Origin of the sequence: Pseudosulfitobacter pseudonitzschiae (genome assembly GCF_900129395.1) — a bacterium.
GTDB lineage: Bacteria > Pseudomonadota > Alphaproteobacteria > Rhodobacterales > Rhodobacteraceae > Pseudosulfitobacter > Pseudosulfitobacter pseudonitzschiae.
Genome location: NZ_FQVP01000003.1, coordinates 15037 through 29722 on the forward strand (window position 1 = coordinate 15037; position 14686 = coordinate 29722).

Annotated in this window: 18 protein-coding genes and 1 tRNA gene; 11 read left to right on the top strand and 8 right to left on the bottom strand. The window is 59.0% G+C overall.

The window, feature by feature from the left end; genetic code table 11:
- The first annotated feature begins 11 nt into the window (after positions 1–11).
- From BUC08_RS08005 to BUC08_RS08020, 4 genes are all read left to right on the top strand, one after another.
- Positions 12–1733 carry an FAD-dependent oxidoreductase gene (locus BUC08_RS08005; protein WP_051694709.1) on the top strand — a complete coding sequence of 574 codons (1722 nt, stop codon included), beginning with the start codon at positions 12–14 and terminating at the stop codon, positions 1731–1733.
- Positions 1734–1831: 98 nt separating this feature from the next.
- Positions 1832–2902, top strand: a complete 1071-nt coding sequence (locus BUC08_RS08010; protein ID WP_081855500.1) for a TRAP transporter substrate-binding protein — start codon at positions 1832–1834, stop codon at positions 2900–2902.
- A gap of 79 nt (positions 2903–2981) precedes the next feature.
- Positions 2982–3476: a TRAP transporter small permease gene (locus BUC08_RS08015; protein WP_037931719.1), complete on the top strand. Its 495-nt coding sequence runs from the start codon at positions 2982–2984 to the stop codon at positions 3474–3476.
- Entirely contained in the window at positions 3473–4762 is a 1290-nt protein-coding gene (locus BUC08_RS08020; protein WP_037931717.1) for a TRAP transporter large permease, read from the top strand. The genes BUC08_RS08015 and BUC08_RS08020 overlap by 4 nt, the downstream gene beginning before the upstream one ends.
- A 130-nt stretch (positions 4763–4892) precedes the next feature.
- Here the strand turns inward: BUC08_RS08020 and BUC08_RS25105 are convergent, their stop codons facing one another.
- Positions 4893–5027, bottom strand: a complete 135-nt coding sequence (locus BUC08_RS25105; protein ID WP_263596501.1) for a hypothetical protein — start codon at positions 5025–5027, stop codon at positions 4893–4895.
- A gap of 11 nt (positions 5028–5038) precedes the next feature.
- The gene (locus BUC08_RS08025; protein ID WP_159436685.1) at positions 5039–6262 is read right to left on the bottom strand and encodes an AIPR family protein; all 1224 of its coding nucleotides are present in this window, start codon (positions 6260–6262) and stop codon (positions 5039–5041) included.
- A gap of 424 nt (positions 6263–6686) precedes the next feature.
- Here BUC08_RS08025 and BUC08_RS08030 point away from each other — a divergent pair, with 424 nt between their 5' ends.
- On the top strand, positions 6687–7571 hold the full coding sequence (locus BUC08_RS08030; RefSeq protein WP_073194181.1) for an ArdC family protein: 885 nt from the start codon (positions 6687–6689) through the stop codon (positions 7569–7571).
- A 181-nt stretch (positions 7572–7752) separates the two neighbouring features.
- Here the strand turns inward: BUC08_RS08030 and BUC08_RS08035 are convergent, their stop codons facing one another.
- A complete protein-coding gene (locus tag BUC08_RS08035) occupies positions 7753–8211 on the bottom strand; it encodes a hypothetical protein (protein ID WP_037927777.1) in 459 nt (152 codons plus the stop codon).
- Between the two features lie 220 nt (positions 8212–8431).
- Here BUC08_RS08035 and BUC08_RS08040 point away from each other — a divergent pair, with 220 nt between their 5' ends.
- From BUC08_RS08040 to BUC08_RS08045, 3 genes are all read left to right on the top strand, one after another.
- Complete coding sequence (locus BUC08_RS08040; RefSeq protein WP_037927778.1) at positions 8432–9229, top strand: uracil-DNA glycosylase family protein; 798 nt, start codon at positions 8432–8434, stop codon at positions 9227–9229.
- Complete coding sequence (locus BUC08_RS24295) at positions 9226–9465, top strand: hypothetical protein (protein ID WP_143186702.1); 240 nt, start codon at positions 9226–9228, stop codon at positions 9463–9465. Before BUC08_RS08040 ends, BUC08_RS24295 begins: the two co-directional genes overlap by 4 nt.
- A 194-nt stretch (positions 9466–9659) precedes the next feature.
- The gene (locus BUC08_RS08045; RefSeq protein ID WP_037927780.1) at positions 9660–9854 is read left to right on the top strand and encodes a hypothetical protein; all 195 of its coding nucleotides are present in this window, start codon (positions 9660–9662) and stop codon (positions 9852–9854) included.
- Between the two features lie 204 nt (positions 9855–10058).
- On the opposite strand, the gene BUC08_RS08050 is transcribed toward BUC08_RS08045, so the two are convergent.
- Positions 10059–10134: transfer RNA gene (locus BUC08_RS08050), tRNA-Ala, on the bottom strand.
- Between the two features lie 89 nt (positions 10135–10223).
- Positions 10224–10556, bottom strand: coding sequence for a TIGR02300 family protein (locus BUC08_RS08055; protein ID WP_037927782.1), 333 nt, complete (start codon positions 10554–10556; stop codon positions 10224–10226).
- A gap of 107 nt (positions 10557–10663) precedes the next feature.
- Here BUC08_RS08055 and BUC08_RS08060 point away from each other — a divergent pair, with 107 nt between their 5' ends.
- Positions 10664–11356 carry a M48 family metallopeptidase gene (locus BUC08_RS08060; RefSeq protein WP_037927784.1) on the top strand — a complete coding sequence of 231 codons (693 nt, stop codon included), beginning with the start codon at positions 10664–10666 and terminating at the stop codon, positions 11354–11356.
- A gap of 30 nt (positions 11357–11386) precedes the next feature.
- Positions 11387–12037, top strand: a complete 651-nt coding sequence (locus BUC08_RS08065; RefSeq protein WP_037927786.1) for a GntR family transcriptional regulator — start codon at positions 11387–11389, stop codon at positions 12035–12037.
- A gap of 33 nt (positions 12038–12070) precedes the next feature.
- Here the strand turns inward: BUC08_RS08065 and BUC08_RS08070 are convergent, their stop codons facing one another.
- Together BUC08_RS08070 and BUC08_RS08075 are read right to left on the bottom strand one after the other, a co-directional pair.
- Complete coding sequence (locus BUC08_RS08070) at positions 12071–13033, bottom strand: acetyl-CoA carboxylase carboxyltransferase subunit alpha (protein WP_037927788.1); 963 nt, start codon at positions 13031–13033, stop codon at positions 12071–12073.
- A 59-nt stretch (positions 13034–13092) separates the two neighbouring features.
- A complete protein-coding gene (locus BUC08_RS08075) occupies positions 13093–13686 on the bottom strand; it encodes a LysE family translocator (RefSeq protein WP_037927790.1) in 594 nt (197 codons plus the stop codon).
- 72 nt (positions 13687–13758) lie between these two features.
- Between BUC08_RS08075 and BUC08_RS08080 the strand changes: the two genes are divergently transcribed.
- Positions 13759–14211, top strand: a complete 453-nt coding sequence (locus BUC08_RS08080) for an Lrp/AsnC family transcriptional regulator (RefSeq protein ID WP_037928160.1) — start codon at positions 13759–13761, stop codon at positions 14209–14211.
- Between the two features lie 6 nt (positions 14212–14217).
- Here the strand turns inward: BUC08_RS08080 and BUC08_RS08085 are convergent, their stop codons facing one another.
- Positions 14218–14673 carry a DUF302 domain-containing protein gene (locus BUC08_RS08085; protein WP_143186703.1) on the bottom strand — a complete coding sequence of 152 codons (456 nt, stop codon included), beginning with the start codon at positions 14671–14673 and terminating at the stop codon, positions 14218–14220.
- Positions 14674–14686 lie beyond the last annotated feature (13 nt).

Genomic DNA, 14686 nt, shown 5'->3' on the forward strand with positions numbered 1-14686 from the left:
AAGATTGAATTATGACGGACAGAACCGACGAGACCTTGCCAGTAATTGACTGCGACCTTCTGGTTGCAGGCTCGGGCGCGAGTGGCATGACCGCCGCCATCGTTGCGGCCAAAAATGGACTCAAGGTCATCGTGGTCGAAAAGGAATCTGTCTTCGGCGGCACGACGGCGCTGTCGGGTGGCTATCTCTGGGTTCCGAACAATTTCGTAAGTCAAGAGGCGGGCGTCAAGGACAGCAAGGAAGCGGCGCTTAACTACATTCGTCACGAGGCCGGAAACCAGTTCGACGGGGATCGGGCCGAGGCTTTCCTTGATGCCGGGCCCGCGATGGTCACCTTCATGCACGAGCATACCCATGTCCGGTTCGAGGCATCCCCGGCCTTTTCGGATTATCACCCTGATGCGCCGGGGGGCACCGCGGGCGGTCGCTCGATCCTGGCGCAACCGGTGAAGGCATCTATGCTGGGTCGCGATCTGGACAAGCTGCGTCCGCCGCGCAAGGAATTGACGCTGTTTGGTCTGGCCATCGGATCGGGCAAGGAGTTGTGGCACTTCTACCGGGCGTTCAAGTCGCCTGCTTCCTTCATTTACGTCACTCAACGGTTAACCAAGTTTGGCATCGACAAGGCGCTGACCGGTCGATCTCAACTTCTCACGAATGGCAATGCACTGGCGGCGCGCTTGTTCCGCTCGGCCCGCGATCTGGGCGTCGAGGTGTTACTGGACAGCCCGGTCAAGGCTATCACGCGCGATGCGGACGGCGCCGTGACCGGCGCCACCATCCTTACCCCGCAAGGTTCGCGGCGTGTTCTGGCGCGGCGCGGTGTCGTGCTGGCCTGTGGCGGCTTTCCGCAGGATATCGCGCGGCGCAAGGCGCTTTACAAACATCCGTCCGCAGAAGGCGAGCATGTGTCGACTGCAAGTCCGGGCAATACAGGCGATGGTCTGCGCATGGCCGAAGCGATCGGGGCGGCCACGCTTATGGACTATCCCAACGCAGGCGCATGGGCACCCACCAGTCTGGTGCCTCGCCCCGATGGAACCAAGGGGCCGTTCCCGCATTTCATCGACCGCGGCAAGCCGGGTGTGATCGCCGTGCTGCGGAACGGCCGCCGCTTTGTGAACGAGGCCAACAGCTATCACGACTTCGTTCAGGGATTGGAGGCGGCGACCCCGTCCGGCGAGCCTGCCGAGGCTTTCCTTATCTGCGACCATCGCACCATCCGGAAATATGGGCTTGGCCATGTAAAACCCGCGCCGCTATCGCTGGGGCCGTCAATCAAATCCGGCTATCTGATCGCAGGCAAGACACTGGACGATCTGGCCCGCAACGCTGGGGTTGATCCTGTGGTCTTCAAAGCGACGGTCACCCGTTTCAACTCGGATGTGCCGACCAGCGTAGATACTGAATTCGGTCGGGGCAGCACTGCCTACAACCGGTTTCACGGCGACCCGCAGGTGACGCCCAATCCCTGCATGGCTCCGATAAAGGATGGACCCTTCTATGCTGTCCGCGTCATCCCCGGCAGCATCGGCACCTTTGCGGGCATCAAGACCGACCGCCACGCGCGTGTCCTGAGTGAGGATGGTACGGTCGTGAGCGGGCTCTATGCCGTGGGCAATGACATGGCCAGCGTTCTGGGCGGGAATTACTCGGGCGGGGGGATCACGCTTGGGCCGGGCATGGCCTTCGGGTTTATCGCCGGGCAGCACGCTTCGGCTGCCATCAAGTAGCGCAAAGTACTCGGCACCGGGGAGAAAACGCCTGAGTGCCGTATCGGAAGTCCACTGGCGGGGATGCCGCCAGCCACACCAAGGGAGGATCAGACAAGATGAAACTATCAGGAATGAAGGCCGCGGGTTTCGCCATGGCCATGGCAATCACCGGCGCGGCCTCGGTTGTTCAGGCGCAGACAGAGTTGAAGCTGTCCTACAACCAGCCAGCTACCTCGGCGGCATGGCTCGAAGTAATCGAGCCCTATGCCACGCGCCTTGAGACCCTCAGTGAAGGTAAGCTGACGGTCGCGCGCTACCCTGGTGAAGTGCTGCACCCCGTGGCGGATGGCTTTCGCGCCGCAGCCACCGGCATCACAGATGTAACTTCCGCCTGGCCGCTTTATCAGGCCAGTAGCTTCGCACTGTTCCACGGCCTGCAACTGCCCGGCGCCATGCCCAGCAGCGACATCGCCACGGTGCGAGTGATGGACGAGCTTTACGCCAAGTATCTGCGCGACGAATATGAGAGGATGCGGGTCAAGCTGGCTTTCAATGCTTCGACCCCCAGCTATGACATCCTCGCCTCGAAGCCGATAAATTCGATGGACGACCTGCGCGGCCTGCGAATCCGTGCAGGTGGCAGCACGGCCACAGAAATCGTGGAGCGGCTGGGCGGTATTCCGGTGACTATGTCGATCACCGACTCATATACCGCCTTCCAGCAGGGCGTCGTAGACGGGATCATTCTGGCGAGTGCTGACATGGTTGCCTATCGCGTGTATGAAGTGGGCAAGCACTACTATCAAATGGGTGTTGCGCGGATCGCCATTCCCCATGCGATCAATGCGGCGTTCTATGACGGGCTATCGCCTGACCTGCGGTCTGTTGTGGCCGAAGCCGGAAATGCGGCCAGTTACGACTATGCAAACATGTATACGGGGCTGACAGAAAGCGCGATTGAACGCATGGCGCAGGAAGGGGTGACCATTGTCCAGGCAAGTGCCGAGGATCAGGCGCGCATCACCGAACTTCTGAACCCGATGTGGAATGACTTCGTGGCGCAGAACGGGGGCGAAGGCTCTACCGCCGCCGCCTTCGCCGCCGACATGCGTGAGCTACGCGACAAATACTCCGCCATGAGCGATGCGGACATCCTTGCCCTGCCACCGGTAGAGGGTCTGCGCTGATCTGGATGTCGAGCACATCCTGAACCGGTCCGGCCCTGCGCCAGCGGGTCCGGACGCGCCAACACAAACGGAGGCAGCCATGACCTTTCTTTCTTACGTGTCCCGCAGGCTATTCATACTTTCAGCCTACATTTGCCTGCCATTGATCCTTGTGCTCATCGGCGTCGATGTGACACTGCGTTATGTCTTCAATGCTCCGTTAATCTGGGCGCAGGAAGCTTCGACCATGGCGCTGTTCATGGCCATCATCCTTGCCCTGCCCGAAAGCTGGCGGCGCAATGTCCATATTCGAGCCGACTTTCTGACGGCAATGATGCGGCCAAGCGTGAATACGGCGCTGGCGCGGCTGGTCTGGCTGATGCTGCTGGTGGTGTCCTTGCTGATCGCGATCCAGTGCTGGCGCGACATTGACCTGATGATCTTGTTCAACGAACGGTCGACGGATCTTGATCTTCCCCTCAGCTGGTTCCGCGCGGCGCTGGGTGCGGTGGCTTCAGTTTGCGCAGCCCTTGCCGCATGGAAACTTTTCTCATCGCGACCGGCCGAAAACCCAATGCAAGGAGAGGCACAGTGATCGCCCTTGGAACCGCCGCCTTCATCCTTCTGATCCTGCTGATCGTGATCGGTGTTCCGATCGGCCTCAGCCTGATGGCCGTCGGCATCGGCGGTCTGGCCCTTGTGGGCTCATTGTCCACGGCGATGACACAGACAACGCTGGCGTTCTGGTCCGAAGGGACCAAATTCGTGCTTATCTCCATTCCATTCTACATCCTGATGGGGAACCTGATCTATCACACAGGGATTGCCCGCAACATGTTTCGAGCGGCATCCTATTGGCTCAGCTGGATGCCGGGCGGTCTGGCAGTAGCGGCGGTCTTTGCCTGCGCCGGGTTTGGCGCGGTCAGCGGGTCCAGCACGGCCACAGCCCGCACAATGGGCGCCATCATCATCCCCGAGATGCGTCGTTATGGTTACGGCATGCCGATGGCCACGGGCGTGCTGTCGGCTTCAGGCACCTTGGGTATCCTAATCCCGCCCAGCATTATAATGATCTTCTACGGCCTGATGACGGAAACCTCGATCGGGGCGCTGTTCGTAGCGGGGGTCATTCCCGGCCTGATGATCGCGGTGATCTTTGCGACCATCATCATGGTCATCGTTCGTATCGATCCTACGCAGGGCGGGGACAAGATTGAGGTGCCGGGGCTGGCCGAACGGATACGTGCGCTATTGGGTGTACTGCCTGTGCTGGGATTATTCACAGTGCTTCTGGGAGGACTCTACATGGGGGTTTTCACGCCGACCGAAGGCTCCGTGATCGGCGTGTTCACGGTGCTCGCCTTGGGCCTGCTACAACGCAACCTGAACCTCGAGGCGATCCGTGCTTCGCTCACCGATGCGGCGCTGATGTCGACGATGTTGTTCGTCATCATTGTGGGCGGCACATTGTTCGTCCGTTTTCTGGTACAGACAGGTTTCATCGAAGCGCTCACGGGTGCAATGCTGGCCATGGATCTGGGCTATTTCCAATTTATCCTTGCAGTGACACTTCTCTATCTGGTCTTGGGCTGCGTGCTTGATGTGTTCGGCATGCTTATCCTGACGGTGCCGATCCTGTTTCCGATTGCCATGGCACTTGGGATCGACCCAGTGTGGTTCGGGATCTATGTGATCATCGTCGCCGAGATTGGCCTCGTGACTCCACCTCTGGGTGTAAATGTCTATGTCATCAAGACGGTCGCGAAGGACGTGCCGCTTAGCAAGATTTTCCGCGGCTGTATGCCCTTCGTTGCAGGGATGCTGGGGTTCATCGCCCTGTTGGCCGTGTTTCCGCAGATTGCGCTGTTCCTTGTGCAGTGAATTTGTCGCCTTGTTTTCGATACTGAAAGCTCTGATCTAGGCTGGCGCGACCCCGGCGGAGACGGTCTCGAAAAGAATGAGTACCGTAGTGGAATAGTGGCGGCCGCAAAGAAGCGGCCGCCAGCAGCGTTTAAAGGAAAGAAAAGCCAACCGCGACAAGCATCAGTGCGATCACAACGACTGCACCGACAGCGACGTTGCCGCTGGCGTTTGTCTCGAAGTGCTTTCCAATTTTGATGAGGATTTTGTTTTCTTGGCTGTTCATGCCGAGGCTCCTCAACCCATCGTATCCAACTGCTGCTGCATGACATGCAGCCGCACTGATTTGAATAAATTGGCCCAGTGATTTCGATTTTTGCCAAGTGAATCCGGCGCATTACCGATGTCATTAATTGCTTGTTTTGTTTCTGAAACCAACTCAGGCGCTAGGTTGCGCCAAGAAGAAAGAACGTTTTCGAAACCGCCAACCCATTCAGCGCATCCAGTGTCCGGATTGATTGAAACAAAATTTCGAAACGCGCCGAGAATTGGGTAAGCGGCCCCTTTGGTCAAACGCTGGTCGTGATCGTCTAGTTTTGCATATTGGAACTTGTATCGGCCCTTGCTTGGAGGAGCCTTCTCTACAATCCTCAGGTTCCCGGCGCGGCCTTTGACAGTCTCATTGTAGACCTTGAGAAATTCCCGGCGAATGTGATCGTATAGGACAAGAGTGTCGATCAGTAGAGGTTCAAAGGCAGCGTATTTTCTGGGTTCGCCGGTTTTCTGGTGCTCTTTAAAGTCGTCACCAAACTTCATCAGCGGCGTTGACCACTTCTCATAGGCCGCAATTGGGTGCTTAGACTCACGAACAGGAAAATCGGTAACGTTCATCAGCTCAAGAACTGACACCAGTTCTCGGACGTCAATGTCCTTTTTGTCTGACTCCTTGAAGCCAATATCGTTCGCCCAGTCTTGATCCTTCACGATTTCTTTGAGGCTGTCGAACGCGCCATCAAGCTCAAATATCGACCGAGGTTGCACAGAAATTCCAGTGTTCTGCCCCCTCGCGATATCCACGCGCAGCGTGTGGTTTTCCCCACCTTCTAGTCCAGTGATGATTTTGACTTCGACGTGCTGCCCTTCGGCGATCGAGTCATCCTCTTGGCAGTCATAAATGATCCGGGTGGTGTGGCCGCCATTAGCGATACCATAATCATCATCAATCATGACGTTGAAGACCCGCTTGTCGATCACCTCGATGTCTTCAGCAATGATGGTGATCCCCAAATTCAGTAGATCGAAGGTTCCCGGAAGGGCTTCCTTACCTTCGAGGCTTGCTTTCACGTCCTTGTATACCTGCCGATTCATACCAACGGGGTCACGCAAGTTAGCGCCCGTCGGAACGCCTTTTGGAAACAGGCGTGCAGGGACCAAGAAGGTATGCTTAACGATGTTAGGGAGGGTGGGGTGTTTGACGCTACGCGCCTCGGACACCTCAAACCGATATGGTTTGATAGCCATTTTCTTATACTCCATAGGTCACGTTGGACCGATGTAACGGGGCGCGACGGCCCTGGGCGGCAGGATTGCCTCCTTTCATATTACCTTAAGTGGTGCTTCCGCGCAAACCCCCAACTTTGGCGGTTTGCAAATCCTGTTGATCCGCCTGCCATCCTGGCAGGTCCGAGAAAACCGGCAAGCGCCGCCGTTGGCGTCGGTTCCGGTCGAAAATTCCGGTTCCTCCCACGCGCAGGCGCGCGGTTCCCTCCCAAATTCACGCCCTCCACCCGGTTGTCACGGCCCCGCCAGGCCGCAGGACGGGCTTTGCCCTTACCTGCTCTGCCGTTCGGAATGCATGGGCATTCCAAACAACAGAACAGGAAGGCCCGCCCATCGGCGGAAAGGGGAACAGACCCGGACCGCGTCACTCAAAGGAGGGTCACAAATGACCGCAGAGAAGTTTGACGTTTATTCCCATGTCACTAATCAGATCATCGCACAGATCGAGGCGGGAATACCGCCCTGGCGCAAGCCATGGACCGGTGGCGGGGTATCGGTCAGCTTGCCGGAACGGTTCAACGGCGAAGCCTATCGGGGCATCAATATTCTGATGCTTTGGGCTACGGCGATGGCCAAGGATTACAGCTCAGCCCGCTGGATGACGTTCAATCAGGCCAAGCTGCTTGGGGGCCATGTTCGTAAGGGCGAGAAATCTGCCACGGTCGTGAAATACGGCACCGTCGAGCGCGAGGACGAGAGCGGCGAGGAACGCCAGATCCCCTATGCCAAGGCCTACCGCGTGTTCAATGCCGACCAGATCCAGGGCTTGCCCGCTGAATTCTACATCCTGCCCGATCCGCCCCGTGATCTTGGCACGGTGGCCGACCCCGAGTTGGAGGCGTTCTTTGCCGCGACTGGCGCGCAGATCGACGTGACCGAGGAGCCGCGCGCCTACTACAACATCAAGACCGACCGCATCCACATGCCGCCAATTGGCAGGTTTTATCGGGCGACTGGGTATTTTGGCACCTTGGCCCATGAGACAATCCATTGGACTGGCGCGACAAAGCGGCTGGACCGTTTTGGCCGGTTCAATGACCGCAAGGCCTACGCGTTTGAGGAGCTGGTTGCCGAAATCGGTAATTGCATGCTGTGCGCGCAGATCGGGGTGGAGCCTGAATTCGATCAGAGCGCGGCCTATGTCGAAGGATGGCTGGAGGCGATGAAGGAAGACAGCCGCGCGATCTTCCGCGCCGCGTCCGAAGCGCAGAAGGCCGTGGATTACATCATGGAGCGCACCGCGCAGGCCGACCGGATGGCCACCGAGTAGCAGCCCGCGCCGCCGCAAAGATCGAGGCCCCCGTCAGCAGGCGGGGGCCTTATTGTGTTGTGGGGTGATCGCGGGTGTAGGCGGTTTTAGGGTGACTTGTCGGCGGGCAACCTAAAGGCCACCCGCCGATAGGCCCGGCGCTTCGCGCGGACGGGCATGGAATGCCCGCAGGACGATCTAGTTAAGCCCGAATCTGGATTTCAATCTGATCTGGTTGAACCCCCAGAGTCTTGGCCAACATAGACTTCGCCTTCTGTATGGTCAGAGGGCCGTCCAATCCTTCCGCGCTAAAGGTTTCCTCTTCGGTTTCTGAAATTGGGTCCGAAACCTGTTCGATTTCGTCCGCCTCACCAGCGGCAACCTGTCCGAGGCTAACGCGGCTATACGACCACTCAAAGCGGGAAGAACTGCCTCTTCGCCCTACGATAAACTCACCGCAGCCCGCTTCTTCGAGGGCTTTCGCCAATGATACGGCTGCACTTCGGGAAATCCCTAGTCTGGCAGATATTCTTTCGATGCTTGTTGCTGTCGCATCTCGCCGGAGCGATGCGACCCAATCAAACAGTTTCTTGGCGTTGTCATCTCGTTCGTAAAGCGCTTTCACGGCGTCCGCGATTGCTGGTTGGAAATTGTCATTCATATAAAGTCCTTTCAATATAAAGCAGGCCTTATTGCCTGATAAGGTCAATATATGGATTATTAGGGCCCTTGTCAAGCGTATAAGGGCTTTTAAGTGGCTTTAGGTCATTTTAATGGAGTTATGAGGTATGATGCTTCTCTGTTCGAACCTTGCGATCCAAAACTCCGGTACCAGTAGAATGTGATTCTACTGATAGGGTTTCCGCCTGGGAGGGACGCACGTGAGCCTGCGCGACGACATGCAGCAAGCCTTGGCTGAATGGGCGGCCACCGTCCCGGAAAACTGGCGGGAGGCGATCATTGCCCCCAATCTGGAAGCAGATAAGCTCGTTGGGGCACAGGACGAAGAAGGCGCTTTTGCGCCCTACCCACCCCTGCATGATGCTGAAGGCGCGAGACATCTGTTTCTCCCGTTCACGGGACTGCTGCCAACCGATGTTCGAGTCGTCCTTATTGGCCAGGACCCGTATACCGAACCTGATAGGGCGACCGGGCGTAGCTTTGAGGACGGTGTCGCGGGACGGATATCGGAAACTACTCGGCCTGCTCTCCGGCGTCTGGTGCAGTCGGCGGTGGCCCCTGGGCTCTTAGGTGGCCCGGAGCCTTGGCGGAATCTTCGTGCGATGTTAGGTGACCCGCCCCCCCAGACAGTCAGATTTTTCGACTGCCTCCAGGAGCAGGGAGTGCTGTTCGTTAACGCCAGCTGGACCTTCACGCACAAGAAGCACCAAAGTGCGCATAAGGAGATCTGGCGGCTTCTGACCGAACACCTCCTGCGACAGATCGCGGCGGCGCAAGGCGGGACTGTTTTTTTGCTGCTCGGTAGAGAAGCGCAAGATGTGTTCCGACGAAGCATTCCGGAACCTGATGACTTTCCGCGTACCGCCTCCATCGCTCACCCGCATCCTACTGCGTATAGGGGGGATACGTACTTCAACGGTGCCAACCCTCTGATCAGCGTGAACCAAGCCCTCCAAGCCATGGGCGAGGCGGAGATCGAATGGTGGCCTTTCCCATGATGGATTCCGCTCAGTTCTGCCACAAACGGTCGTTTTTGTCACAGGCGTTGCTGACGCTAGAATCGTTGAAAAATCTTGTGCCACAAGCCCTTGGCGAAACTGCCTTTGGATCTGTCACGTTTTTGGCCGCGCTCAAAAAGCGGTCGTTGGTTCAAGCCGCAGCATCAGGTGAATTGGGCTCAAACCAGACCTTCTCCGCGGCTACACCTCAAAAAGATGGTCCGTTGCAGCATTGAATGTCCGCTTCCCGCCCACCTTTGCGTTTTGCGTTGCGGGCACGACGCTCGGAGGCTCAGGACAATACACTCAATTAGAGTCCAATGTCCTCACGAGGCGCTCAATTCGAGATGTTCCGTTGCGCTGGATTGCCGCCGGCTGCCAATATAGTCACGCTCTTAGGGCAGCCAACGCCAGGTTTGGAGATGAGTCGATGGAACCAAAAAACCACCCGGACAGCCATGAACTGCACGATTGGCCCATATATGGACCGAAGGATCCTGAGATTGCGAATCTTGTTGATCAGCTCGCTTATGTCCACGGGTTGCGGGTGCGCGAGATCGAGACAATTATCTTGCGGGCATTGAACGAACGCTTGGCTTCAGAGAAGGCAAAAAGCTCTTCATAACTAGTCAAATCATGACGAAAGGCAGTTAGTCTGAGACGTACCGGTCAAAATAATCCGTCGAACCAGCTGAGTTCGCGACTTTGTACCCAAGCGCTTCATCTTCAAGAAAATGGAAAACCACTTTCGAAAATGGAACATCTATGCATCCCATTTCAAGAGATGGCCAGAAGTCGGAAACTATCTGGCACGCCTCAAAAGAGGGGATGGTGGAGCATAGCGGGATCGAACCGCTGACCTCCTGCATGCCATGCAGGCGCTCTCCCAGCTGAGCTAATGCCCCATCCTTGGTGACCCCGTGGGGTCCGTGCGCCGCTGATTAGGCGGTTTGGCGGGCGGGATCAAGCGAAAAGATCACGCCCGCCGAAAGCTTTATGTATCGTCGTCATCCGAAGCGACATCGGCGATTTCGTCCAGCGGAACGGTATCGTCATCGTCGTCATCTTCGAGCAGATCATCGTCCAGATCGACATCAACATCTGTGTCGTCATCGTCCAGTACGACATCATCATCGTCGACGTCCGCTGCTTTTGCCTTGGCCGTTACCGCGTCTTCCGCGTCGGCGGCGATCATGCGGGATTTGCTGGCGTCCAGCTCGACCACTTCACCCGTGTAGGGGCTGACGATCGGATTTTTGTTCAGGTCGTAAAACCGCTTGCCGGTGGTCGGGCAAAGGCGTTTCGTACCCCATTCTTCCTTGGGCATGATGTCCCCTTTGAAATATCTGTTGCGTCTAGGCGATTCAGGGCAAGTGCCATATGGTGTGCCCGGAGTCAAAGCCTTCGTGATAAGTGGGTAAAGGAGCAGATAGGATGGCCATGCATCTGTTGCAAGAAGGACCGCCCGTCGAGGTGGTTCTGCGCCGGTCTGCGCGCGCGCGGCGGATCTCGCTGCGGGTGTCGGCGCTGGACGGGCGGGTGACGCTGACCCTGCCCAAGGGTGTGGCCGAACGCGAGGCGATGGCCTTTGCGCGGTCCAAGGAAGACTGGATACGCGGCCACCTGCAAGCGCGGCTTGAAAACATTGATATCGTGCACGGTGTCGAAGTGCCGCTGGGCGGGAAATCGCTGTTGGTTGTGCCCGGTGCGGGGCGGCGGGTCGTTGTGGGCGAGCAAACGATTGCGGTGCCCGGTGCGCCCGAGCAGGTTGGCGCGCGGTTGCAAGCGCATCTTAGGGCGCTGGCGCGGACGCGGCTGGCGGCGGCGTCCGATCTTTATGCGGAGCGGTTGGGGCGCCCTTACCAGCGGATCAGCATCCGCGACACCCGGTCGCGGTGGGGGTCGTGTTCGACGCGCGGGACGCTGATGTATTCCTGGCGGTTGGTGCTGATGCCACAGACGGTGCTGGACTATGTCGCGGCGCACGAGGTGGCGCACCTGGAACAGATGAACCATTCGCAGGCCTTCTGGGACACGGTGACGCGCATTCACGGCCCTTATGATATCGCACGCAACTGGTTGCGGCGGCACGGGTCTGACTATCACCGTTATCGCTTTGGCGATTGACCGTTGCTGCATTTGTGATCACAAGGCGGCATGACCACACCCGCACGCGCCACTGAAATCACCCCCGCCGCCCATGACAGGGTGTATCGTCAGCTGCGTACGCGCATCATGCACGGTGATATTGCCCCCGGGCAGGCCCTGACCCTGCGGGGCGTGGCGAAGGATTACGAGGTCAGCATGACCCCCGTGCGCGAGGCTGTGCGGCGTCTGGTGGCCGAAGGGGCGCTGACCATGTCGTCCTCGGGGCGTATGGGCACGCCCGAGCTGTCAGCCGAGCGGATCGAGGAACTGGCCGCCTTGCGGGCGCTGATTGAGGTGGAGCTGGCCAGCCGCGCCTTGCCGCGTGCGCATATGGCGCTGATCGAGCGGTTGCAGACCATCAACGGTGCCGTGTCCGAGGCCGTGGCCCATCGTGATGCGGTCAGCTACATCCGGACCAACCTGGAGTTTCACCGCACGCTGTATTTGCGCGCACAAGCCCCTGCCATGCTGGCCATGGCCGAAACGGTGTGGTTGCAGATGGGGCCGACGATGCGGGCGCTGTACGGGCGGTTGCGGCGGACCGAGCCGCCACATTACCATAAGCTGATTATCGCGGCCTTGCGGGCAGGGGACGAGCCGGGCTTGCGGCTGGCCGTGCGCACGGACGTGACCCAAGGCCTGCGGATGCTGGCGCGCTGAACAGGCCGACACGCGGCTGTCGAGGCTGGCGGCTTATGCAGCCAGCCCCTTGTTGCCCAGGTCCAGGAACTTGCGGCGGCGGTCCTGGATCAGCGCCTTGGCGTCCATGCCCTTGAGGTCTTTCAGCATCTCGGCGATCGCTTTGCCGACTGCATCAATCGCATCCTGTGCATGACGGTGTGCGCCGCCCATCGGCTCGGGGATGATCTGGTCGATCACGCCCAGTTGCTTGAGATCCTGCGCCGTCAGGCGCAAAGCCTCGGCCGCTTCGCGCATTTTCTCGGCGTCTTTCCACAGGATCGACGCGCAGCCTTCGGGGCTGATCACCGAATAGACCGCATGTTCCAGCATCGCGACGCGGTTGGCGGTGGCAAAGGCCACGGCCCCGCCCGATCCGCCCTCGCCGATCACCACGGAGACCACCGGCGTGCCGATCTGCAAGGATTTCTCGGTCGCGCGGGCAATCGCTTCGGACTGGCCGCGTTCTTCGGCGCCTTTGCCGGGATAGGCGCCGGGGGTGTCCACCAGCGTGACCACCGGCAGGCCAAACCGGCCTGCAAGGTCCATCAGGCGGATCGCCTTGCGATAGCCTTCGGGGCGGGCCATGCCGAAATTGCGTTCGATGCGGGATTTGGTGTCGTTGCCCTTCTCATGGCCGATCACCATCACCGGCGTGTCGTTGAACCGGGCAAGCCCACCCATCACGGCGTGATCGTCGGCAAAGTTCCGGTCGCCCGCCAGCGGCGTGTAATCGGTGAACAGGCGTTTCACATAATCGATGCAATGGGGCCGTTCGGGATGCCGCGCCACAAGGCATTTGCGCCAGGGTGTCAGCGAACTGTACAGGTCCTGCATCATCGCCTTGCCCTTGGCGTCCAGCGCGGCAGCCTCGGCGCTGGTGTCCGTTTCGGGATTGTTGCGGGCCATGGCGCGCAATTCTTCGGCTTTGCCTTCGATTTCGGCCAGTGGCTTCTCGAAATCCATATATTGAGTCATCTGCTCGCTCCGCTTCGGCTTTGTCCGATATATGGCGGGGGCGGGCGGCGAATGCAATCTTAGGGAAACAGGACCGGGTAAAGCGATGCGATCAGCAGGGCGGCCATGGTCCAGTTGAACGCCCTCAGCCGGGCCGGGTTGGTCAGGACGCGCGCCATCTGTTGGCCCATGACCGTCCACAGGCTGACCGAGGGCAGGTTGACCGCGCCAAAGACCACCGCCACCAGCGCGATGGCCGCGAATGTGGTGTCCGGCGTATAGGCGGATATGGCCGTCAGGGCCATCGCCCATGCCTTTGGATTGACCCATTGGAAAGCCGCGGCCTGCAGGAAGGTCATCGGCGTGCCCACAGCCTCGCCACGCTTGATCGGTGCAGCATTGGCAATTTTCCATGCCAGATAGCCAAGATAGAGGATCGAGGCGACCTTGAGCACCGTGTAGCTGACAGGGTAGGCGTCAAACACCTGCGCCAGTCCCATGCCCACGACGACCACCATCAGGACAAAGCCCAGCCCAACCCCCAGCATGTGCGGCACCGTGCGCACAAAGCCAAAGTTTGCGCCCGAAGCCATCAGCATCAGGTTGTTCGGCCCTGGCGTGATCGAACTGACAAGGGCAAAGGCCGCAAGGGCAAGAAGGATATCAAGTGTCATGCGCAATGAATGACGTTGAATTGGCGGTTTGAAATTGCAAACTTGGTGCTGGACCAAGGAGTTTTGCAATATATGGCGAAGCTGGATCAAATAAACGAACGAATATTGCAAGAGCTGGGGCGCGATGGCCGCATCAGCAATCTTGAACTGGCCGACCGCGTGGGACTGTCCCCTTCGGCCTGTCTGCGCCGGGTGCAGGAAATGGAGCGGACCGGGCTGATCAAAGGGTATCGCGCTGTGCTGGACCGCGCAGCGCTGGGTGCCGGTTTCGTGGCTTATGTCGGTGTCGGGCTGCGCGATCACACCAAAGCCGCGCAAGAGGCGTTCGAGCGTGCCATCGCCCGCGCGCCCGAGGTGCGCGAGTGTCACAACACAACCGGCACCATCGAATACATACTGCGTGTCGAATGCGCTGATTTGCAAAGCTACAAGGCGTTTCACACCGACATGCTGGGGGCCTTGCCGCAGGTCAACGCGATCACGTCTTACGTCGTGATGGGATCGCCCAAGGACGAGCGGGCGTAACGGCGTTCAGTTGGCGGCTTGCGCCGCAATGTCGGCAAAGGTCGCGTCCAGTTCTGTCGCAACAGGGGTCAGGGCGTTGCTGTAGGGCGCATAGATCGCTGAGGGCAGTTTGTAGCTGAGCGTGGCCGTGCCGTCGGTGTTCTCGGTGACATAGACACGAATCGGCGCTTCGATCATCGCGTGGGTGTCGATGTTCAGGATCTGCACCGCCAGCGCATTGTTGAACAGGCCGATCACACGGTTGCCGGGAATGGTGATGCCGCGTGTGGCGGCGGCGTCTGTGGGGCCGGCTTCGGTGACGATGCCCATCTGGTGCGCTTTGGCTGCGGTTTTCACATCCGCAACCAGTTGGTCATAGGGTTTGGACGTGCGGATCACTGCCCAGCCGTCACGTGGGGTAATGTCCGCGACCTCGGCAAAGGCGGGCAGGGACAGCATCAGCAGGGCAATCAGAAAACGCATGGGGCCTCTCATG

Coding starts and splice junctions, on each gene's coding strand:
- BUC08_RS08005 (WP_051694709.1), top strand. CDS start 12: ATGACGGACAGAACCGACGAGACCTTGCCAGTAATTGACTGCGACCTT.
- BUC08_RS08010 (WP_081855500.1), top strand. CDS start 1,832: ATGAAACTATCAGGAATGAAGGCCGCGGGTTTCGCCATGGCCATGGCA.
- BUC08_RS08015 (WP_037931719.1), top strand. CDS start 2,982: ATGACCTTTCTTTCTTACGTGTCCCGCAGGCTATTCATACTTTCAGCC.
- BUC08_RS25105 (WP_263596501.1), bottom strand. CDS start 5,027: ATGAACAGCCAAGAAAACAAAATCCTCATCAAAATTGGAAAGCACTTC.
- BUC08_RS08025 (WP_159436685.1), bottom strand. CDS start 6,262: ATGGCTATCAAACCATATCGGTTTGAGGTGTCCGAGGCGCGTAGCGTC.
- BUC08_RS08030 (WP_073194181.1), top strand. CDS start 6,687: ATGACCGCAGAGAAGTTTGACGTTTATTCCCATGTCACTAATCAGATC.
- BUC08_RS08035 (WP_037927777.1), bottom strand. CDS start 8,211: ATGAATGACAATTTCCAACCAGCAATCGCGGACGCCGTGAAAGCGCTT.
- BUC08_RS24295 (WP_143186702.1), top strand. CDS start 9,226: ATGATGGATTCCGCTCAGTTCTGCCACAAACGGTCGTTTTTGTCACAG.
- BUC08_RS08045 (WP_037927780.1), top strand. CDS start 9,660: ATGGAACCAAAAAACCACCCGGACAGCCATGAACTGCACGATTGGCCC.
- BUC08_RS08055 (WP_037927782.1), bottom strand. CDS start 10,556: ATGCCCAAGGAAGAATGGGGTACGAAACGCCTTTGCCCGACCACCGGC.
- BUC08_RS08060 (WP_037927784.1), top strand. CDS start 10,664: ATGGCCATGCATCTGTTGCAAGAAGGACCGCCCGTCGAGGTGGTTCTG.
- BUC08_RS08065 (WP_037927786.1), top strand. CDS start 11,387: ATGACCACACCCGCACGCGCCACTGAAATCACCCCCGCCGCCCATGAC.
- BUC08_RS08070 (WP_037927788.1), bottom strand. CDS start 13,033: ATGACTCAATATATGGATTTCGAGAAGCCACTGGCCGAAATCGAAGGC.
- BUC08_RS08075 (WP_037927790.1), bottom strand. CDS start 13,686: ATGACACTTGATATCCTTCTTGCCCTTGCGGCCTTTGCCCTTGTCAGT.
- BUC08_RS08080 (WP_037928160.1), top strand. CDS start 13,759: ATGGCGAAGCTGGATCAAATAAACGAACGAATATTGCAAGAGCTGGGG.
- BUC08_RS08085 (WP_143186703.1), bottom strand. CDS start 14,673: ATGCGTTTTCTGATTGCCCTGCTGATGCTGTCCCTGCCCGCCTTTGCC.